At 62.2% G+C, this 20,394-nt stretch carries 16 protein-coding genes; 2 read left to right on the top strand and 14 right to left on the bottom strand.

Annotation, left to right across the window (positions count from 1 at the left end; genetic code table 11):
- Positions 1-182: 182 nt before the first annotated feature.
- From GGR20_RS16350 to GGR20_RS16285, 14 genes are all read right to left on the bottom strand, one after another.
- On the bottom strand, positions 183-1,196 hold the full coding sequence (locus tag GGR20_RS16350) for an ABC transporter ATP-binding protein (RefSeq protein WP_183312434.1): 1,014 nt from the start codon (positions 1,194-1,196) through the stop codon (positions 183-185).
- Positions 1,197-1,215: 19 nt separating this feature from the next.
- Positions 1,216-2,250 carry a zinc-binding dehydrogenase gene (locus tag GGR20_RS16345; protein WP_210283226.1) on the bottom strand — a complete coding sequence of 345 codons (1,035 nt, stop codon included), beginning with the start codon at positions 2,248-2,250 and terminating at the stop codon, positions 1,216-1,218.
- Between the two features lie 13 nt (positions 2,251-2,263).
- A complete protein-coding gene (locus tag GGR20_RS16340) occupies positions 2,264-3,082 on the bottom strand; it encodes a carbohydrate ABC transporter permease (RefSeq protein WP_183312433.1) in 819 nt (272 codons plus the stop codon).
- Positions 3,079-3,939 (bottom strand): carbohydrate ABC transporter permease, encoded by an 861-nt coding sequence (locus GGR20_RS16335; protein WP_104892027.1) that lies wholly within the window; start codon positions 3,937-3,939, stop codon positions 3,079-3,081. The genes GGR20_RS16340 and GGR20_RS16335 overlap by 4 nt, the downstream gene beginning before the upstream one ends.
- A 67-nt stretch (positions 3,940-4,006) precedes the next feature.
- Positions 4,007-5,311: an ABC transporter substrate-binding protein gene (locus GGR20_RS16330; RefSeq protein WP_183312432.1), complete on the bottom strand. Its 1,305-nt coding sequence runs from the start codon at positions 5,309-5,311 to the stop codon at positions 4,007-4,009.
- Between the two features lie 44 nt (positions 5,312-5,355).
- Positions 5,356-6,183 (bottom strand): sugar phosphate isomerase/epimerase family protein, encoded by an 828-nt coding sequence (locus GGR20_RS16325; RefSeq protein ID WP_183312431.1) that lies wholly within the window; start codon positions 6,181-6,183, stop codon positions 5,356-5,358.
- Between the two features lie 176 nt (positions 6,184-6,359).
- A complete protein-coding gene (locus GGR20_RS16320) occupies positions 6,360-8,132 on the bottom strand; it encodes an extracellular solute-binding protein (RefSeq protein ID WP_253560323.1) in 1,773 nt (590 codons plus the stop codon).
- Between the two features lie 68 nt (positions 8,133-8,200).
- Positions 8,201-9,748, bottom strand: coding sequence for an alpha/beta hydrolase domain-containing protein (locus GGR20_RS16315; protein ID WP_183312430.1), 1,548 nt, complete (start codon positions 9,746-9,748; stop codon positions 8,201-8,203).
- 208 nt (positions 9,749-9,956) lie between these two features.
- Complete coding sequence (locus tag GGR20_RS16310) at positions 9,957-11,282, bottom strand: SGNH/GDSL hydrolase family protein (RefSeq protein WP_183312429.1); 1,326 nt, start codon at positions 11,280-11,282, stop codon at positions 9,957-9,959.
- Between the two features lie 117 nt (positions 11,283-11,399).
- Positions 11,400-12,380 (bottom strand): ABC transporter permease, encoded by a 981-nt coding sequence (locus GGR20_RS16305; protein WP_183312428.1) that lies wholly within the window; start codon positions 12,378-12,380, stop codon positions 11,400-11,402.
- Complete coding sequence (locus GGR20_RS16300; protein ID WP_338084737.1) at positions 12,373-13,944, bottom strand: sugar ABC transporter ATP-binding protein; 1,572 nt, start codon at positions 13,942-13,944, stop codon at positions 12,373-12,375. Before GGR20_RS16300 ends, GGR20_RS16305 begins: the two co-directional genes overlap by 8 nt.
- Positions 13,926-15,089, bottom strand: coding sequence for a levoglucosan dehydrogenase (locus tag GGR20_RS16295; RefSeq protein ID WP_183312427.1), 1,164 nt, complete (start codon positions 15,087-15,089; stop codon positions 13,926-13,928). The genes GGR20_RS16300 and GGR20_RS16295 overlap by 19 nt, the downstream gene beginning before the upstream one ends.
- Positions 15,090-15,171: 82 nt before the next feature.
- A complete protein-coding gene (locus GGR20_RS16290) occupies positions 15,172-16,290 on the bottom strand; it encodes a substrate-binding domain-containing protein (RefSeq protein ID WP_183312426.1) in 1,119 nt (372 codons plus the stop codon).
- A 37-nt stretch (positions 16,291-16,327) separates the two neighbouring features.
- Positions 16,328-17,143, bottom strand: a complete 816-nt coding sequence (locus tag GGR20_RS16285) for a sugar phosphate isomerase/epimerase family protein (RefSeq protein WP_183312425.1) — start codon at positions 17,141-17,143, stop codon at positions 16,328-16,330.
- A gap of 219 nt (positions 17,144-17,362) precedes the next feature.
- On the opposite strand from GGR20_RS16285, the gene GGR20_RS16280 reads away from it, so the two are divergent.
- Together GGR20_RS16280 and GGR20_RS16275 are read left to right on the top strand one after the other, a co-directional pair.
- On the top strand, positions 17,363-18,694 hold the full coding sequence (locus GGR20_RS16280) for an ROK family protein (protein WP_253560326.1): 1,332 nt from the start codon (positions 17,363-17,365) through the stop codon (positions 18,692-18,694).
- Positions 18,691-19,752, top strand: coding sequence for a substrate-binding domain-containing protein (locus GGR20_RS16275; RefSeq protein ID WP_246349684.1), 1,062 nt, complete (start codon positions 18,691-18,693; stop codon positions 19,750-19,752). The genes GGR20_RS16280 and GGR20_RS16275 overlap by 4 nt, the downstream gene beginning before the upstream one ends.
- Positions 19,753-20,394 lie beyond the last annotated feature (642 nt).

Genomic DNA, 20,394 nt, shown 5'->3' with positions numbered 1-20,394 from the left:
TTTCCGAGACCCAGATGGCCATCTGATCGAACTGGGCACACCGGGCATCTGGCGGACCTATTAACTTGCTGTCGTGCAGTTCGACCTCCAAGCGAAAGTCATGAGCCAAACCGGACCGGCGGCTAGCGGGACATCGTCCCTGCTCTTTAAATGACCGGAAGGGGGCGCCTTGCTGCCGGACGTCAGTGCATCCGATCGATCCTGCCGCCCTTCGCATCAAACCTCAGGATGGCCTGCTCGCTCGCCTGAAGCACGACGGCGTCGCCATGCTTGAACACTGATGTACCAGGCAGACGGGCGATCATCGGCTCTTCCAGACCGATATCGACGTAAATATACGATTCCGAGCCCAGATGTTCGGTACGCAACACCCTGCCCGCCCAGCCTTCCCCACCGGACCTGACCGTCAGATGTTCTGGACGCACACCGATGGTCGAGGCATGAAATCTTGCCGCATGTTCACCGACGAGTAAGTTCATCTTGGGCGAGCCGATGAAACCTGCGACGAACAATGACGCGGGCCGTTCGTAGAGGTCCAGCGGCTTTCCAACCTGCTCGACCCGGCCAGCGTTGAGCACCACTATACGGTCAGCCAGAGTCATGGCTTCGACTTGATCATGAGTGACATAGATCATCGTGGTGTGAGGGAGCGATTGCTTTAAGGTCGCAATTTCAAGGCGGGTCTGTACCCGCAAGGCCGCATCCAGATTGCTCAACGGTTCGTCAAACAGGAAAACCTTGGGATCCCGCACAATGGCGCGACCGATCGCAACACGCTGGCGCTGGCCACCCGAAAGCTGTCGCGGCAAGCGGTCCAGCAATGGCTCAAGCTGCAGCTTGCGCGACGCGTCACGCACCTTGGAATCAATGTCCGCTTTGCTCAGTTTCTGAATCTTGAGCGCATAGGCCATATTGTCGAACACGCTCATATGCGGATAGAGCGCATAGGACTGAAACACCATGGCAATGCCGCGCTGGGACGGCGGCACATTGGTGACGTCCTTGCCATCAATGTTCAGCGTGCCACCGCTGACCGTCTCCAAACCCGAAATGCACCGGAGCAGGGTCGACTTGCCACAGCCGGATGGCCCGACGAAGACAACGAATTCGCCGGACGGAATTTCCAGATTTACACTCCTGAGGATGTCGAAGGCGCCGAAGCGCTTATCGAGATTGCTGATCGTGAGTTTGGCCATGAATGCGGCTCCGGTCGGCCTAGCGGACGAACACGGCCTTTTCGGTTTCGCGTTGATCGAAGAGGCGGAAGGCGGTTTCGGCTTCATCGAGCCGGAAGGTGTGGGTCGCCAGCCGTTCCAGGTCGATCCTGTGCGTCGATAGGGTGGCGAGGATGTCCTGGTATTCGTTGATGCCGAAATACCACGAGCCGAACACGGTCAGCTGCTTGCGAATGAGCTGGTCGCTGGGGCGGATGGTGGTCTGGGCATTTTCGCCTACAAAGGCCATCCGTCCCAGGGGTGCCAGCGCATCGAGTGCCATATTGTGCGCGGCGGTATTGCCCGAGCAATCGATGGCGCCCGTGAGCCCCTCGCCGCCGGAGAACTCCCGGATGGCCTGCGCCGCCTGGGGATCGGTGGGGTCGAGCACCAGGTCGGCGCCAAGCTTACTGGCAAATTCCCGCCTCTCGGCAATGGGGTCGAGGGCAACGACCTGCCCTCCCAGCGCCTTGGCCGCGAGCACGCCGGCCGATCCCATGGGGCCGAGACCCCAGATGCCGATGCGGGAGAGCCCGTTGACGCCGACCTTGCGGCAGGCGGAGAACAGAGTGCCGAACGCGTCGGTGGAGATGGCAGCAGCCACAGCGGACATGTCGCCCGGCACTTTCAGCAGATTGCGGGCCGGCACCCTGATGAACTCGGCATTGCCGCCATCATAGGTGAAGCCGAGGCATTTCCATTTGGGGCAGAGGTGCATGTCGCCGCGCCGGCAATGAGCGCAGACGCCGCAGCCGATGGCGAGGTAGACGGCGACGCGATCACCGACGGCAAATTCGGTCACCCCTTTGCCCGTGGCGACAACGGTGCCCGCTGGCTCATGGCCGCAGACGAAGCCCCCTGTCGCGTCCCCTCCCCCGACGACGGCATTGCCGTAGTAGAGGCTGAGGTCGCTGCGGCAGATGCACGAGGCATGCATTTCGAGCAGCACATCGTCCGGTCCCACTTCGGGCACGGGAATAGAGCGGATTTCCACCTGCTTGTTTCCGGGCAGGAAGACAGCTTGCATCTGGGACATGGAATTTCTCCTGTTACTTGACGGCGCCGGCGGTGAGGCCGCGCACAAAGGATCGCTGCATGGCGAGGAACAGCACGACGAGCGGCGCAAACGCGATGAGGCCCGCGGCGGCAATGCCGCCATAGTCGACCCCGTAGCGGCCTTGGAGGCTGGCTGCGCCCACGGTCAGCGGCTTGAGACTTTCGGTTTGGAACACCACCAGCGGCAGCAGGTATTCCTGCCACGCGAAGAGGAAGGTGATCAGCCCCAGGGACATGAGGCCAGGCTTGACCACCGGCACGACGATGGTGAGGAAAATCTTGAACAGGCCGGCGCCATCCATTACCGCCGCTTCGATGAGTTCGTCGGGCACGTCCTGCATGACCGTGCGCATCATAAAGACCGAGAAGGGCATCAGCAGTGCCGCCTGGGGCAGGATCACCCCGATGCGATTGTCGATGAGGCCGATCGCCTGTAGGTTGCCGTAGAGCGCCACGATTACCGAAGGCGCCGGAACCACGAGGCCGGCGAGAAACAGGCCGAAGAGCACTTCGCGGCCCCGAAAGTTCATCTTGGCAAAGGCAAAGCCGGCCAGTGGCGCCGTCAAGACCACCAGTACGGTGACACTGACCGCAGTGATGACGCTGTTCATGAAGTAGGTGGCAAAGCCCGCTTCGCTCCAGATGCGGCCGAAATTGGCGAAGTTGATCGGCCAGCTCAGTGTCAGCGGCCCAGAAAACAGATCGGCTTCGCTGCGAATGGCGGCCAGAAAGACCAGATAGACCGGGACCAGCGCATAGAGCGCAAAAACCAGGAGGATCAGGTTCTGAACGAGGCGGGTACTCTTGGTCATGGCTTCCTCAAGAGGGCAAAGGCGCCGGCACTGATGGAAAGAACGATGATGAGCAGCACGACCGAGAGAGTGGCGGCATAGCCGAAGTCACCGACGAGGAAGAAGGTCTTGTAGATGTGGGTTGTGAGCACTTCCGTGGCATATCCCGGCCCGCCCTGGGTCGTGACCCAGACCAAGTCGAAGAAGCGCATGGCCTCGATGGCGGCGTAGAGCCCGAGAAATAGGGTAGAGCCGCGCAGCAGGGGCACGGTGAGGTCGCGGAACTTGCGCCACCAGCTGGCCCCATCGATCGACGCGGCCTCGTAAAGCGAAGGATCGATCGACTGGATGGCGGCCAGGTAGATGATCACGCAGAAGCCGAAGAAGGTCCACGCACCGACGACGTTGAGAGAGAGCAGCGCGGTATTGTCCTGCGCCAGCCAGGCGCCAGCCAGCCCGCCGAGACCCACGGCCTCCAGCCCGAAATTTAGCAGGCCGAAAATGGGATTGTAGATCCAGCCCCAGATGATGCCAGCGACCACCAGCGGGATCGTCCGAGGGATGAAATAGATGGCGCCCAACCAGCGCACCACACTGGCGTTGCGCTCGGCCAAAATGGCGGCGATGACCAGCCCGGCAAGGAGCGGAAAGGCCAAGGTCAATACTACCCAGATGGCATTGTGCCAGAGCGCGGTCCAGAACACACCATCAGCGAGCAGCCGCCCGTAATTGGCAAGGCCGATGAAGTCGCCGGCAATGCCGTTGTCCCAGTCAAAGAAGCTGAAGCCGAAGACCTGAAGGATGGGCAGGCCCACGAACAGCACATAGAGGGCCAGTGAAGGCGCCAGAAACAGATAGGCGGATCGGGTGGTCAGCATGGCGCACTCGCATCATGGACAGGAGAGGCGAGCTCCCGTGGGAGCCCACCTGGGAGAGCAAGAACGGTCAGGGGACCCAGCGCTCGCCGTTGTCGATGGCCGTCTGCCAGGCCGAATCCATCGAATCGAGGAACTCATCGGCTGTGGTGTCGCCGCCGATAAGGCGCTGCAACTCGGCATAGAGGACCTGGGTGACGCTTTCCGGCAGGGTGGTGTGCAGGTCGTAGAAATTGGCGTCCGGTGTCGCCAGACCTTGCGAGTAGAACGACTTCACGATGGGCAGTGCGTCCCACTGCTCGAGTTCTTCGGGCGTGGTGCCAATGGGGACCAGGAAGCCCTTTTCGACCCAGACTTCGCGGCTGGCGGGTGAAATCAGGCAGTTGATATAGGCCGCCGCAGCGTCCTTGACTTCCTGACTGGCATTGGCAGAGACCTGCCACTGCGAACCTTCGCCCCACATCGTGCCGGGCGCGACGCCTTCGGCCACAGGCGGCAGCATGAAGACGCCGAGATCGAACGAGGCGCCCCGGGCCATGTCCTGGAGCACCCAGGTACCAGTGATGGTCATGGCGGCGCGGCCGGAAAGGAACAGCGCGTTGGCTTCATCATAGCCTATGCCATTGAAGCCGTTGGGGAAATAGTCACTTTCGGCCCAAGACTGGAAGGTTTCTGCCGCCAGCTTGAACTGCTCGTTGGCCCAGGGCGTGTCGCCGAAGAGGACTTCTTCTTCCACTGCCTTGCCGGCCGACAGGCCGAGCAGCAGGCTCAGCGTATTCGTGGCCGGCCAGCGGTCGCGATTGCCGAAGGCGATGGGCGTAATGCCCTTTTCCTTGAACGCATCGGCCGCAGCCTGGAATTCGGCATAGGTGGTGGGAATGGCGATGCCGTTTTCCTCGAACAGTGCCGGGTTGTAATAGACCCCCATCAGGTCCTGCTCCATCGGCACGCCATAGATGGCATCCTCGAAGCTATTGCGACCGCGATAGAAGTCGTTGATGCCCTCCCACCCGTACTGCTCGTAATAGTCGTCGAGCGGCGCCAGGGCGCCGACCCGCGCGTAGCCGGCCAGCACCGATGCGGCGGGCCAAGTGTAGGCAAGGTCGGGAGTCTTGTTGGCCGAGACGGCAAGGCGATAGCTGTCGCGGATGCCGATCGAGGGCGCAATGGTCCGCAGCACTGTGGCGCCACCAAGATCGGGCTCGCAGGTGCCGATCAGTTCGTCCATCGCCGGGCCGGCGGCCGTAATGCCGGCCATGGCAAACTGATCCCATTGCGTCACCACGGTCTGGGCCGTTGCGGTCTGGATCGAGACGCTTGCAGTGATGCCGGCCGCAAGCAGCACGGGCAGCGACCGTCGGGTCGAAAGTGTCATAGTTTCCTCCTTCTATGAACAATAGTGATCTGGGTGTCTGGCTCTCAGGCCAGCAACGAACGGATGTAGTCGTGAGCGCGCCGGGCCAGGTCGTCCGGCTCCACATTGCGTCGATTGAAGCCTATCTCCATGGTGAGATAGCCTTCAAAACCCTCGGTCTTGAGGGCATCGAGCAAGCTCCGGTAATCCACCACGCCGCTGCCGGGTGGCTCCCGGTTTACGTCGGCGAGATGGATATGGGTCAGGTCGCGACCCAGGCGGTGGACGTAGTCGGTGGGCACTTCGTTGCGGTAGAGCGTATGGAAAGTGTCGAACATCGCCTTGACGTTTGGCAGGTTTACCTGCGCCAGCATCGCGATAAGGTCATCGCAATCGTCGACGAGATTGCTATCGGATGCCGTGGGCTCGACCGCAATTGTAATGCCCAGCGGACGGGCAAACTCGGCGATTTCGCGCAACGCATCGCGGCTCCAGCCCCAAGCCTGCTCGCGGCTGGTGCCGTAGACCTGCCAGCCGGCGACATAGAGCAGCGTCTTGCCGCCCCATTCGGCGCAGAGCTCTGCGACCTGCTTGTACTGATCGATCGCGCCGGCCCGCTCCAATGGGTTGGCCGAAGCGACATTGAAACCGGGGCCGCCGCCCGGGGCGGGCAACATGCTCGAGACGGCCAGGCCGTTGTCATCGAGGATCTGGCGGATTTCGCGACGGCGCTCCCTGGTGAGATATTCGGGGTAGGCATGGGGGCTGGCGGCGCCGATTTCGATACCGTCATAGCCGATGTGCGCAAGGCGCTTGATGACCTCTTCGAGGGGATAAGCCGGCACCCAGACCGGAAAGCTCGAATAGACCCAGGTGTTGAATGCCAGTTTCAAAACTCTTTCCTCCGTCAGGCAAGGCGATCTCGACGCAGAAAACGAGTTCCCACGAGAGGCCGGCGTTCTTTGCGCCAGAGGCGCTTTTTAGTCATGATCAACGCTTACGGGACTACACTGAGGCGAACCACCCGCGAAGATGTCCAAATTGGATAGAATTCAATGGCATTTTGGTCCTACTGCTTGTCCCGATCGCGCATGACCGCTTCAGCACGGCTTTGCGCCCTGGCTAGAGCATCGGCGCGGCTCTTCTGCCCACTGAGCATGTCGTGAATTTCCTCTCCGGCTATCGTGATTAGGGCGGAGATCCCGGGCACGGGTGGCCGGGGCCACGCGCGCAGGACACCCTGGCGCGCAATGGTGTCAACGATATCGATTATCGGTGAAATGGCCCTCAATTCCGGATCGCGATTGACGCTGAAGCGCGGGCTGGCAAGGCTGCCATTTGTCATGAAAAGCTTGGCTGCGCCAGCCGATGTCAGTGCCCTAAGGGCATCCCATGCCGGCGCTATGCGCTCGGGCGCGAGATTGCTTGGGATCGCAAGGGCATAACCGCCCAGGGGGGAAATCGGTCGGCCGGTCAGCCCCGTTGGCTGGGGCAGATAGCCGGTCCTGCCATAGGCCGGAGAATTGGGATCGCGCTCGAACAGGTTCACAAGCAGGGTATGGGCATAGGCAAGGGCCGCATGGCCGCTGGTATAGGCGCGCGCGCGATCATACCAGGTCATGGATAGTATGCCTGGTGGCGAAACCGCCAGAAGGGATTGCAGATAGTCCGCCGCAGCGTGAGCCGCTTCGCTGTCGAACATTGGACGCAGGTCGGCGTCGGACATGTCCTCGGGCAGAAAGCCGTCGGCCGTCCGGCTAAGGTTGACGATCGGCTGGCCATGGGCCGCCATGGTCACCATGAAGGTATGCCCCAATGCTGTGCCTCTCCCGCCATTCCAGGCAATACCGAACCGGCCGCGTTCAGGCGCATGCAAGGCGCTTGCCACGGCAAGCGTGTCAGCGGTAGTCCTTGGCGGCGCGAGGCCCGCCTCCTCCAGCAGGTCTCTCCGGTAGACGAGAAGCTCAGCTGTGCTCAGCAGGGGAATGCCATATTGGTGGCCACGACGGCGGGCGCTGGCCATGGCATCTGGCAGGAAATCGGCGGTATCCATTTCGGACTGGACGATGAGATCGTCGAGTGAGCGCAGGCGACCCCGCCGGACCATATCGCCGAACCAAGGCAGGTCGCAGGCTATGATGTCGTATGCCGAGGCTTGGCGTTGTCCGTTCTGGACAATTTCGGCACGCAGGCGATCTATAGACAGGGCTTTGGACTGGATTGGGACGCCAAGGATCATCTCAAACTGGCGCTTGAGCGTGTTCATGGCCATGAATGTGGGATCCGCATGAACCAGCAGCCGCAATCCACGCGGCAGCGCCAGTTTGGTTTCCAGCACCGTGGGTGGCGGAATGACGGAAGCGATGTCTGCCACAGGCTTTCGCAACACCCCTGCGCCATCGCCGCTGACTTGATCGATCAGGCGGCGCGTATGACCGGCAAACAATTGCCAGCGGCGCAGAAGCTCCGAGGTGGGATGCAATGAAAAGGAACGGCCAGTTGCGGTACGGGTTCGCCTAACAAGCAAACCATCGTCTACGAGCCCCCCGATCACTCGAAAGGCGGTACCGTAACTCAGCCCCGAGGCTGCAGCCAGGGAGGACATGGTGGTCAGCCGCCCGCTGACGTGATTGCGCATCAGGTGGAGCACGATGCCCAGATCACGCGAGTCGATACCCAGGTGACCGCTGGTGGTGCTGCGCAGGGCATCCACAAACTCGATGGTCTGCATCATGGCAACATTGGAGGCCAACCGTACAGCCGACGAATCCTGTGCCTCATAGGGGCCTTCCGGAAGCCCCCCTGCCCGGTCAGGTTTCTGCACTCGAGGAAATCTGGCCACGCATTACACCTGTTCGCGCCTTTGCCGCATTGTGGGGCCGTGGCGGCCATACCGCCACGGCGAGCCTGTCAGGGCACCGGCCGCAGTTCGGCCTCGGTCACGATGCGCTGCGCATCTTCGGGGAGCAGCCAGCCCTCCGCAAGAAGCTCGTCGACCGAGGCACGCACCTTGGCCACGTAGTTCTGGTGCGCTCCGACAACGCCGTAGAGGTCGTGCAGCTTGGCGGTGCCGAAGTCGATCTGATGCCCGAAGGACCAGGCATAGGGCAGTCCTTCAACGGCGGTCGCCGTCTCGACATAGGTCGCGGTGGGCACGTCGAGATATGGACTGCGGACGCCGCCGAGCACATTGCCATGTTGGTCCTTTTCGAAAGCGAGCGGATAAACCGTACCGAACAGCGAAGTGCTCTCGCCCTCAGTCGTGGCGATGGGTGCGGACTTGGGCGGAACGACGCCGTCGATCACCCATTTTTCGAGGTTGGCGTACATGGCAGGCTCGAAGTACTGGCGCGGAAAATGGTTGGCCGTGGTTTCGGCGCCACCATATTCATAGGCCACCTGGGTTGGCAGGTCGCCGGCCCGCTTGATCGCTTCGGGATCAGGCTGGTAGTTGGTGATGAAAGCCGGACCGTGGGGCGCGCCCGCGATTTCATAGAGGCGATACCCAGCCTTCGGGTCATCATTGTCCTCGCGCCGCCAATCGTAGGAGCCGAGCAGGAAGATATCGCCCTGGGCATCGGCACGGATGAACGGCACATGCTCAGCCGGCAACTGGCCGCGCGGATCGTCGGCCGGCATGGCGGTCACGCATTGGCTGATCGGAACTGTGCGGCCCGCGCCGGACGCCGACAAAAAGCCCTCAAAGACCGGCGAACCGTCAGCCAATACGGCAGCATTGGCGAAATTGTTGGCGTAGGTATTGAGGAAAAAGCCGGTCTGGGACTCCCCTGTCGCAAAGACGTGCTGGACATCATAGCCGGCCAGGGGCGCGTCCTCGGAAGTGTCGCGCACCAGCGTCCCGACCTGGCTGATCATGTCCCAGACCAGACCATTCTCGTAGAGGCGGGACAGGTTCTCATCATAGCCTTCCTCTCCCGGCAGGAGCCCGCACGCCTGTTCGGACGCCGGCAAGGGATTGGCCATGGACAGCCGACCGTAGCGCTCGGGATCAATGCGTTGCAGCGAGGCGATGACGTTGGGCTTTGCCGTCATCGACACCCAGATGTCACCATCACGCATGACCTTGTCCTGAACGACGGGCCACTGCACCTCGACGTCCCATCCGCGCGAGGGATTGTTGAGCTCAACCCAGACCGTGCCGCTGAAATCCGCCGTGTCCGCGGGACGCCGGACGACAATGCGCGTGGTGTAAGGCGCGTCGGCGGTCGCGATCTGTGGCTCGGTTGCCGTGCCGTCCGCGCCCCAGTCGTAAACATTGGCCTGACCCGAAACCAGATATTCCTCGATCGCATAGCCATGGGCCTGGAGGTCAGTGCCACCAGTCGTGAAAATGGCTGACGCCTCGGTCACTTGAATGGGGCCCTCGACGGCGGGAATGGCGGTTTCGGCCGATACGGGACCGGCGAGCAGCAGCGCAATGCTGCTCGTGGAAATCACGGCACAGTGCCGCAAGCGCCGTTGCCATCGGGATGGATTGTCTTGCATAGGTATCTCCTCGGTTTTTGGTGTGTGATGCGCGCTCTTCTCGGTCGCGCATTCACGGCTGAGGCGATCGGACACCGGCATGCCTGCCAGGGAATCCGGATCCGATCGCCCGGTCGTCAAGGGGATGTGTATCCCCCGCCTCGATGCGGCCGTCGCAGCGCTAGTCGCGGTCGAGCAAGTCGAGATCGACGGCTTCTGCCATGGCTCTATATCCGGCGTCGTTGGGATGCAGGTTGTCGCCCTTGTCGAAAGCCGGCAGGACCTTGCCCGGGTTGTCGGGATCCTGCACCACCTTGTCGAAGTCGATTACGGCATCGAAGCCGCCACCCGTGCGGATCCACTCGTTTACCTCAAGGCGCACGGCTTCCTTGTCGACACTGTAGAAGCCCTCTAGCGGGCCGCCGGCGAATGCATTATCGAATGGGGTAAGGGTAGCGCCGAGAATGCGAATGCCGTGGTCATGGGCCCGGGCGATAATCTGCTTGTAACCGGCGATGATGTCCTGGGCTTCAGGGGCGGCCGCCTTGGGATCGAGCACTGAATCGGGCCAGCCGATATCGTTGATCCCCATCATGAAGATCACCGTTTCCACCTTGGGATGGCTCAGCACGGCCTCCTCGAAGCGGGCGAGGGCATTGGCGCCCATGCGGTCGGCCAGGACCCGCTGACCGGAGATACCTTCGTTAAGAACGGCGGTCGGTACACCGCCCGCTTCGTGAAGGCGTTCCGCCAGGATGTCGGGCCAGCGGGTATTGGCGTCCGCAGTGGACCCGTCACCATCGGTAATGGAGTCGCCGAAGGTAACTATGGCACGCGCGTTTTCCGGAGCGTCGACAGCAATGGCGCTCAGGAAAAGCCGTGACAATGTGGTATTGTCGGTTTCGATTTCAACATCAGCTGTCTTGTTTCCGGCGACGATGTAAGCGGTCTGGCGGCCGTCGCTGTGGACGGTCGATGTGGGCGTGACATTGGGAAAATATAGGCTCACTGCAACCGATCCGAGATCGGGCACGTCGAGGTTGACGGCATCGCTCACCACCGCAGCGCCGGCGGGAATGGTGATGGCATTCATTCCGCTGAAGGTCAGCTTGCGGTCGCTGCCGGCATTGATGGCCGCGCCTTCGTCATGGAGGGCAACGCGCGCTTCGCCAACCACCATCGGCTGATCGCCATATTCATTGGAGAGGGTAATGCGGACCTGCGTGCCGCCGAGGGAAACCCGTGCGATCTGCCGAACCGTCTGGTCCCAAAGGTTGCGGGGATAGCCCAACGGGGCCAGAAAGTCAGGACCCCATACAGGCTGGGGTGCAGCGGCCCAAGTGTCGATCCATTCCTGGGCGAAGGCGGTGCCTCCACCGGAACCGATGCCCGCAACCAGAGCCAAGGCGAGTGCAAGTTTCCGCCCCGCCTTCCTCCAGCCACTCCCCGCGCCCGTTGCGGCGCGTTGGCCCCTCCCACGGGGCAGTACGGACGTGTCGTCACGCATAGTTATCTCCTCGGTTTTTTTGATCTGTGATGCGTGCTCTTGTCGGCACGCTTTCACGGTTAGGGCGATCGAATGCCGGCATGCCTGCCAGGGAATCCGGGTCCGATCGCTTGGTGGTCAGGCTTGGCGTGTGCCCGCCTGGCTCAGAGCCACGGCCAGGATGATGATCCCGCCGCGAGCGATGAGTTGCTGGGAATATTCGAGGCCCATCAGGATGAGGCCATTGTTGATGACGCCGATCATCAAGGCGCCGATGACCGAACCCAACACGGTGCCCTTGCCGCCGAACAGGCTGGTGCCGCCCAGCACCACGGCCGCGATCACCGACAATTCGTCGCCTTCGCCGAGCTGGAACCGCCCCGTCTGCAGCCGCCCGGCATAGAGCATACCCGCGAGGGAGGCGGTGACTGCGGAAATGACAATGACCCAGAGCTTGATGCGGCTGGTATTGATGCCGCTATAGCGCGCCGCCACGACATTGCCGCCCACAGCCAGGATCTGCCGACCGAACTTGGTGCGACGCAGGACAACGTGGCCGATGACACCCACGACCAGCATCCAGAGCAGCAGGGTCGGGATCGGCCCGATATTGCCGCCGCCGAAAATGGCCGGATAGGTGCGGTCGAGCACGGGAATGGCGGCGGTGCCGGAAATCCACATGGCAGTGCCCTTGGCGATGCCCATCATGGCCAGCGTGGTGAGGAAGGTCGGGATCATCAACCGCGTCGAGAGGAACCCGTTGATCAGCCCGACAGTGACGCCGGTCATGATGCCCGCGGCAATGCCCGCCGGTAGCCCGCCCCAGGCCACAGCCATGGCCGTCGTGACCGAAGCAAGTCCCGCCACCGCGCCGACGGACAGGTCGATTTCCCCGGACGACAGGACCAGCGTCATTGCCACCGCCATGACGGCGATCATGGCCGTCTGCCGGGCGATGTTGAGAATGTTGTTCGGCGCCAGGAACCCCTTGTCGTAAAGGGTGATGGCAAAGAACGCGAACACGACGACGAAACCGATATAGATGATGTTCTGCCGCCAGGTGCGCTTGAAATAGCCCAATGGTGTTTCGCGGCCCGCCACTGCCAGAGTGTCAGACATGGTTTCCTCCCCGCTGCACGATTAGTTGCAGCTTCTGTTCGGCGCGCAGTTCGGCTGCGTCGCCGGTCGTGGTCAAAAGGTCAGCCTTGTCGATCGTTTCGACGAGGCGTCCGCCCGACATGACCGCGATGCGGTCGCTGACCGCCGCAAGCTCGGCAAGTTCGGACGAGATGAAGATGATGGACTTGCCTTCGGCGGCGAGCGCGCGGACCAGCCGCAGCACCTCCCCCTTGGAGCCGATGTCGATGCCAGCCGTGGGCTCGTCCATGATGAGAATGTCGGGATCGGTCGCCAGCCATTTGCCGATGACGATCTTCTGCTGGTTGCCGCCAGACAGGGAATTGGCAGGCGCTTCGCGCGAGGCCGTCTTGATGGCGAGGCGCTTGATCAATTCGTCCGTCGTGCTGCGCGATTTCATCCGATCGACGAAAGGGGTCGAACCGAGGCGCTTAAGGATGGGCAGCTCGATGTTGTCCTGGATGGAATGGGCCAGGACCAGTCCCTGCCGCCGCCGGTCTTCGGGTACCAGCGCCAGGCCGAGTTCGGTGGCCTGCCGCGCCGAGCCGATGGAGATTGTTTCTCCACGCAGCGTAATGGTGCCGCTGGCAATCGGTTCGAGCCCAAAGAGCATGCGGGCCAATCGGCTGCGCCCTGCTCCCAGCAGGCCCGCAATCCCAAGCACCTCGCCGCGCCGGAGCAAAAAGCTGACATCACCATCCCGGCGCAGCTTGCTTGAGAGGTGCTCGACCTTGAGGATAATGTCGTCCTGCACCGTAGACTCGGTCGCGAATTCGGACAGGTCACGGGTTTCCTTGCCCATGATGTCGGCAATCAGCGTCGCCAGGGTATAGTCGGCGATGGGACGGCTATCGATCAGCCGTCCGTCGCGCAGCACCGTGGCATGGTCGGCGATGCGGAAAATTTCATCCATGCGGTGGCTGACATAGATGATGGCCTTGCCCTCGCTTCGGAGGCGCCGCAGCAGATCAAACAGAATATCCACCTCGCCCGAGGTCAGGGCCGAAGTCGGCTCATCGAGCACCAGCACCTCGGCATTCTGCGACAGGGCCTTGGCAATTTCGGTGAGTTGTTGCTGGCCAGTGGAGAGGTCCGCCACCATGGCAGTGGGGTCAACGCTCACCCCCATCGAGGCAAAGATGGCGGCACTGCGCTGCTCCATTGCGCGATCATCGATCAGCCCGGTCGACGTCATAGGCTCGCTGGCGAGAAACACGTTCTGCGCCACGCTCAGTGTCGGCACCAGGCTCATTTCCTGGAAGATCATGCCGACGCCCTTTTGCCGGGCCAGTTGGGGGGAGAGGCGATCGAACGCCTCCCCTCCAATAGTAATCGTGCCCCCATCGGGGGCCTGGACGCCCCGCAGGATCTTAAGAATGGTGGACTTACCGGCTCCGTTCTCGCCCAATAGGGCATGGATCTCGCCATTGCAGACACTGAGGCTGACCTCGCGCAGCGCATGGACGCCGCCGAAACGCTTGGAGATGGCATTCATCTCCACCGCGATCGACTTGATCGCCATCTCGGTCACGGAATGTCCACCCACTGGCCGCTCTCGCCCGAGGCCAGGATGGCGTCGGCGATGAGGGCAATGCGATAGCCGTCCTCGAAATTGGGCGATGGCTGCTGGCCGGTGACGATGGCGGTGCACAGATCGTAGCATTCCACGATCTTGGTCTCGCCATAGCCAATGCCGAGTGCCGGGATGGGCCAAAGCCCCGATCCGTAGGGATGGGCGGGACCCGTATAGACCGTGCGGAAGCCGCGTGCATCGCCGACGTCATCGGCGAACATGACCTGGAGCTCGTCGCGACGCTCGTAGTTGAAAGCCAGTGATCCCTTGGTGCCGTGGATTTCGAAAGTGAGGAAATTATTGCGGCCATAGGCATTGCGGGTGGCTTCTATCGAGCCGATGGCGCCGTTGGCGAACTTGAGCATGGTCAGCATTTCGTCATCGACGTCGACCGGGCCGCGTTCAGCATTCTTGTCGCCGCCGCCGACACCGAGCTTGTCGACGCCTTCCGCCTGCTTGGGGCGGGTGGGGATGTGGTTCTTGACCAGCGCGTTGACCGAGGCGATTTCGCCGACGAGGTAGCGGGCAAAGTCCACGACGTGTGTCCCGATATCCCCCACGGTGCCGGAGCCTGCAACCGATTTCTGGAAACGCCAGGACAGCGGGCTGTCCGGATCAGCGGACCAGTCCTGCAGATAGGTGCCGCGAAAGTTGAGAATATCGCCGATGCGGCCTTCCTCGATCAGCTTCTTGGCAAGGGCCACGGCCGGGGTGCGGCGGTAGTTGAAGGCCACCATGTGGATGGAGCCGGACGCCTGGACAGCCTCGAGCATCGTCTTGGACTCTTCGCCTGTCCGCGCAAGCGGCTTTTCGCAGATGATGTGCTTGCCAGCCTTGGCCGCCGCGATGGCAATCTCGGCATGGGAATTGTTCGGCGTACAGATGTCGATGATGTCGATGTCGGACCGCGCGATCACGGCGCGCCAGTCGGTGGAGGCCTCTTCGAAACCAAAGCGGTCACGTGCCGTCTCGGCCATCTCCTGATTGACATCGACGACCACCTTGCGCACCGGGATGGCCGGTGCCGGCCAGAAGAACATCGGCATGGCGGAATAGGCCATGGCGTGAGCCTTACCCATGAAACCGCCACCGATCATGGCGACATTGAGCTTTCGCATTTTGCTGTCTCGCTTTTGGAAATGTTGTGCGGGGGCGGTTGGAGGGAGGGGCCGCCCCCGCAATAGGCGCCGGGAGGAGCGCCTAGTTCATGGAGTCACGGATCGTGGCGGGTGCTTCGGTGGAATAGACCGTCTGCCAGGCATCGAGCAGGTTGTCCTTTTCGACCGGCAGGGCCGGCAGGGCCACATAGGGCGGCGCGTCTTTGCCGAGCAGGCCAAAGCCGGCGAGCTTGGCTTCGGTCACGCCCTGGTCGAACGGCCGCTGCGCGCCCAAACCCTTGATGAAACCGCCGCGGGCCATGTCAATGGCGACGTTTTCGCCAAGATCGATGGTGGTGATGACCAAGTCGTCGCGGCCATTGGCGCGGGCCGCAGCAATCACGCCCTCGGCTGGCACGTCCCAGACCGCCCAGATGCCGTCGATATCGGCATTGCCTACCATCATGGCCGAGGCGGCGCGGTCGGCGTCACCGGTGAAATCGGGTCCGCCGATGCCCTGTTCGGCGACGATCTCGATATCGGGATAATTCTGTTCGATGGTGGCCTTGAACGCATCGAAGCGCTGGCGTGTCACGAAGAAATCAGCGGCGTGGTAGACAATGCCGATCTGACCCTCGCCGTTGAGCGCTTTTGCCATCAGATGGGCCGAGGCAACGCCATTGCCATAGTTGTCGGCAGATACGACGCTGACATAGTCGGTACCGGCGGTGAACCCGGCCGGGACATTGTCCATAAAGACAAGCTTGACGCCGGCCTCGGCGGCCTGGCGGTAGGCACTGGCCGTGGCCGTCGGATCGGTCGGGATCGACACGATGATATCGGGGTTCTGTGCCATGATGGTTTCAATGTCGGAAACCTGCTTGGCCGAATTGAAGCCGGCATCAGTGGTAGCAATCACCTCGATGCCCATGGCCTCGAACTGGGTCTGCAGGCCATTGATCTGGGCCTGGCTCCAGTCGTCGCCACCATAGTGCATGACAATGGCCGCAGTGGCGCCCATGGCCTTGATCTCGGCCAGCTCGTCATCTGTGAGAACGATCTCCGAGGCCGAAACCGGGCTTTCGCCGCCCGGGCCGGTGCTCAGTGTCTGGTTGGCGAGGGCCGCCAGCGCCTCGTCCGGGCTTTGCGCGAAAACTGCTCCAGTGATCGTGCTAGCCAGCAAGGCAGCACTTAGCAGCGTCGACGTCTTCAAATGTCCCATGGTTTTCCTCCCTGTGGTGACTTTGGTGTTGGCCTGATCAGGCGAAGTGCCGTTTCAGGAATGCGTGGCTGCGCGCCGCTCCCTCAAAGGGATCGGGCCAGCTATCGAGCTCGGCCATGACCCAGCCCGAATAGTTGATGTCCTTGAGCGCTTGGATGACTGCGCCGTTATCCAGGTCGCCTGCGTCGAGCGGAGTAAAGCCGAAAGGCTCGCGCTGCAGACCCTTGAGGTGAACCAGCCCAATGCGCCCCGAAAATTCGCGAACCTGCGCCGCCGGATCGCCCCCGGCCGCAGCTAGGTGGGCCGTGTCGGGACAGAAATCGAGGTCGGTGAGGCCGAAGACCCTGGTCACTTCTGCCGGGCCCTCGACGATGGTCGACAGGTGCGGATGGTAATGAGCCCGCAGTCCGGCGCGGCGGACGATCTCTCCCGCTTGGTCGAGGGCTTCGCCCAGACGCTTATAGTCGTCATCCCGGATGCCGCCGGCTCGCTTCGCGCCGCCACCGAGGACATAGTGGCTAGCGCCGGCTTCCGCCGCCGCAGCGGCGACGCGCTCGATCCGGGCCAGTTCTTCGCCCAGGATATCGGGGAAAATGAAATTGCCGCCTGAATAGGTGGAGACCAGTTCGAGGCCGGCATCGGCGAGCTTGCGGCGCAGATCGGCGGGCGTTTCGTCGAGCAGATTGCCGTCGAAGATCTCCACGCCCTCATAGCCGGCCCGCGCGATATCGGCGAAGGCACGATTCATGTCGGCAAAGGTCCGGTAGGTCAGCTGGGTGACCGAGGTCACCCCCACGGCATTGCCGCCGAGCGGCCCCCAGCAATTGGCGTGATAGGCCAGTTTGACGGCCATGAAGTCCTCCTCAGAACACATCCGGCGTTTGCCGGGAATTGGGTTGGCGTATTCGCCGTTCCGCTATTGCCCTGAGGTTACGCATCTCAAAAACGCGAAGTCAACATCAAATCAGCATAAGCACGTTCTCTTTTGTCGTAAAATAAGCAAAAGAGGTGGCTTGAAGCGAAAAACTGACCGAGTTAGGTTGTGTGGAAAGCTGGATGAAGGGGTGGATTCGTGGCGGAGGAGAAAACAACGCTGCGGTCGGTCGGCCGCCCCCGCAGCGTCGACGCGGCACAGGCAAGCCTTGCCTTGCTGCTCAATCTGGTGCGAACCGGAGCGGCCACGACGCGGCAGGAACTTGAACGCAGGTCCGAACTGGGCAGAGCGGTCGTCGCCGACCGGTTGGCAACGATGATCGAACTGGGCCTGCTCAAAGAGGGCGAACTGGGCCAAGCCACCGGCGGCCGCGCACCCCGGCAGATGCGGTTCCGCCAGGATGCAGGCTCGCTGCTGGTTTCGGCAATCGACCAGAGCTCCATCGCGCTCGGTATTGCCGATCTCAATGGTCAGCTATTGGTGGAACATCACGAAGCGGCCCAGCTCGATGCCGGACCCGAGGCCATTCTGGACCGGCTGGCAACCATCTTCGACTGGCAGCTCCGGGAAACTGAGAAACCCGCCCCATGGGGCATCGGCCTCGCCCTGCCAGGTCCGATCGAAAAGCCAGCGGCAGATTTCGAGACCGTACCGGTCCTGCAGACCGTACAATCATGGCAGGGGTTTCCCTTCCTCGATCGTCTTTCGATGCGGTTCGGCGTGCCGATCTTTGCGCGCAGCGGCGTCCAGACCATGACCATGGGCGAAGCCAAGGCAGGCGGTGGTCGCGGGCTGAGCGACATCATCTATGTCAAATTGGGCCGCTCGATCAGCGCTGGCCTGATTTCCGAAGGCCAGTTGCATCGTGGCGCCCAGGGCGCAGCCGGCATGATCGGACACAGCAGGGTTGGCGACGAGCTGCTCGAGGCGGTGGTCGGTGCAGAAGCCATCGCCCGTGAAGGCAAGGCGGCCGCTGAGGATGGGCGCAGTCCCTATCTGGCACAGACGCTGGAGCGGCAGGGCGAACTGTCCGTCGTCGATATCGGGCACGCGGCGCAACTGGGCGACCTGTTCTGCGTCGAGCTGCTGGGAAAGTGCGGTCGCCTGGTGGGTGAAGCGCTCGCGCCGCTCACCAACCTGGTCAATCCGTCGCTGATCGTGATCGGTGGGGTCGTCGCCGAATCAGGAGGCGACAGCCTGCTCGCCGGCATTCGCGAGGCGGTTTATCGTCAGTCCCATCCCATGGTGTCGCGCGATCTCCAGATCATGCGCTCGCAAATGGGCGCGTCCTCCGGCCTTGTCGGTGCCGCTCAGGTCGTAGTGGAAGAGCTTTTTGCGCCCACGACGCTGCAGGGCTGGGTCGGACAGGGGTCACCACTGCACCATCCCGAATTCCAGAAAAGCTTGGAGCGCGCTACGGTCGCACTGGCAACCAAGGCAGCGCAACCTGCAGGACGCGTTGCGCCATGAACAGCAAGACGCCAGGGGATACCGCCATGTCGATTGCAGGCCTCGGGCCCCATGGGGAGCGCGCCGTTCCCGCTGCTCAGATCCAGTTGACCCAGGCCGACGCCGCCCAAGCGCGAGCCCGACGGTTTTCGATAGCAGTGGTTCTGCACACCACAACCAGCGACTGGTCCAAGCAGGAACTGGCCGGCATCGCTGCGACCTTGGGCCTCTACTCCGCCGCACTGGTAGAAGTGGTCGACTGCAATTTCGACTTCGAGTTGCAGGTGGCTTCGCTGGCAAGACTGGCACGCGAGAAGGTGGATGCGGTCATATCCATACCCATCGGAAATGCGCGCGTTGCGGAGGCGCATCGCGCTCTGACCCAGAGCGGTCGCAAGCTGGTGCTGCTCGACAATGCGCCAACTGGAATGCTCCCGGGCACTGATTACGCCAGCGTCGTCTCCACTGACAATTTCGGCCTTGGGCAGAGCTGCGCCGCGATGCTGTCGACGCACATCCCGGCCAACGGCGCCGCCGGCATTCTTGGCTATGGCATCGATTTCTTCGCCACCCATGAACGCGAGATCGCTTTCCGCAAATGGATGGGCACTCACCGGCCCGATGTCACCCTTGTGCGCGAGCGGTTTGCGGAACTGGACGGTGCCGGTCCGGCGGCAGTGGCAATGGTGGATAAGACGCCCGGCCTTTCAGGCATTTTCGCGGTCTGGGACGTACCTGCGATGAAGGCGGTGCAAGCTCTTGCGCAGAAGAATATCGACATTCCCATCACCACGGTGGACCTGGGTAACGAGGTAGCTCTCGACATGGCCCGCCACGGCATGATCAAGGGCGTTGGCGCCCAATTGCCCTATGACCAAGGCAGCGCCGCAGCGCGGGTGACGCTGGCCGCACTGCTCGGACTGCCTGTACCCCCGTGGGTAGCGCTGGCCGGCCGGGAGGTTACACCATCAGATGTCATCGAGGCCTATCAGGTCATCTGGCACCTGCCGGCGCCTAGAACCATCATCGAAACCGTGCGGGCTGCCACCGCGGCGCAGGACGCCGTTGGGGGGCATTAGCCATGCAGTCTGGCGCCGACGGCAAACGCTTCATTCTGGGCGCCGGAAATAGAGATTCCTTAATCAATTCTGAGCAGCGCCTGGTCTGATCTTCGCACCGATCCTGTTCGCCATTTTGGCGCGCAGCATTCGGACAGATGAAGAATTGACCACTCGATTGAACGCAGCGGCATTTGCCGCAGAGCCTATCTTCGAGGCCTCTGCCCATGTCGAGCAGCAACTGTACGACTGATTCATCCCCGAAGCCGAGAAGCTGATCATGCAGCAATTCCATGCAGCGCCGTGGCAAGAGCGACCTTCTGTCGTGCAGAAGTTCTCGGACGCCAGGTTGCGGCGACTGGGGCAACGCGCAATCTATTTCGAGGAACCGCAGCTGATTTCGAGCGAAGTGCGTGCGGCTCTATATGCGGCCGTTCGAGAGCGTTGGACTGGCGATGCTTCGATGCCGTGGATGACGGCGTCGAGGGCAATCGCTGAACTCCAAGCAATGCCTCCCGGCGTCGGCCGGTCTCGCCTGTCTGGGTACGAGGCCATCCTCCTTCAGATCGCCTCCAGCACTCTCTAACGATCGCCCTCTCGGAGGGGGAAGCAGGACCCGGAGAGCCGCTCGACTAGATTACCTTACTCGACACCCACCAATGT

Origin of the sequence: Devosia subaequoris (genome assembly GCF_014197055.1) — a bacterium.
In the GTDB taxonomy this organism is placed as follows: Bacteria; Pseudomonadota; Alphaproteobacteria; order Rhizobiales; family Devosiaceae; genus Devosia; species Devosia subaequoris.
Note: the sequence above shows the minus strand (reverse complement) of the source record. Positions and strands in the feature narration are given on the sequence as shown.

What these genes read in the sequence shown, in the direction of transcription:
- GGR20_RS16350 (WP_183312434.1), bottom strand. Translation starts at nt 1,196, where the DNA reads ATGGCCAAACTCACGATCAGCAATCTCGATAAGCGCTTCGGCGCCTTC.
- GGR20_RS16345 (WP_210283226.1), bottom strand. Translation starts at nt 2,250, where the DNA reads ATGTCCCAGATGCAAGCTGTCTTCCTGCCCGGAAACAAGCAGGTGGAA.
- GGR20_RS16340 (WP_183312433.1), bottom strand. Translation starts at nt 3,082, where the DNA reads ATGACCAAGAGTACCCGCCTCGTTCAGAACCTGATCCTCCTGGTTTTT.
- GGR20_RS16335 (WP_104892027.1), bottom strand. Translation starts at nt 3,939, where the DNA reads ATGCTGACCACCCGATCCGCCTATCTGTTTCTGGCGCCTTCACTGGCC.
- GGR20_RS16330 (WP_183312432.1), bottom strand. Translation starts at nt 5,311, where the DNA reads ATGACACTTTCGACCCGACGGTCGCTGCCCGTGCTGCTTGCGGCCGGC.
- GGR20_RS16310 (WP_183312429.1), bottom strand. Translation starts at nt 11,282, where the DNA reads ATGCGTGACGACACGTCCGTACTGCCCCGTGGGAGGGGCCAACGCGCC.
- GGR20_RS16305 (WP_183312428.1), bottom strand. Translation starts at nt 12,380, where the DNA reads ATGTCTGACACTCTGGCAGTGGCGGGCCGCGAAACACCATTGGGCTAT.
- GGR20_RS16295 (WP_183312427.1), bottom strand. Translation starts at nt 15,089, where the DNA reads ATGCGAAAGCTCAATGTCGCCATGATCGGTGGCGGTTTCATGGGTAAG.
- GGR20_RS16290 (WP_183312426.1), bottom strand. Translation starts at nt 16,290, where the DNA reads ATGGGACATTTGAAGACGTCGACGCTGCTAAGTGCTGCCTTGCTGGCT.
- GGR20_RS16285 (WP_183312425.1), bottom strand. Translation starts at nt 17,143, where the DNA reads ATGGCCGTCAAACTGGCCTATCACGCCAATTGCTGGGGGCCGCTCGGC.
- GGR20_RS16275 (WP_246349684.1), top strand. Translation starts at nt 18,691, where the DNA reads ATGAACAGCAAGACGCCAGGGGATACCGCCATGTCGATTGCAGGCCTC.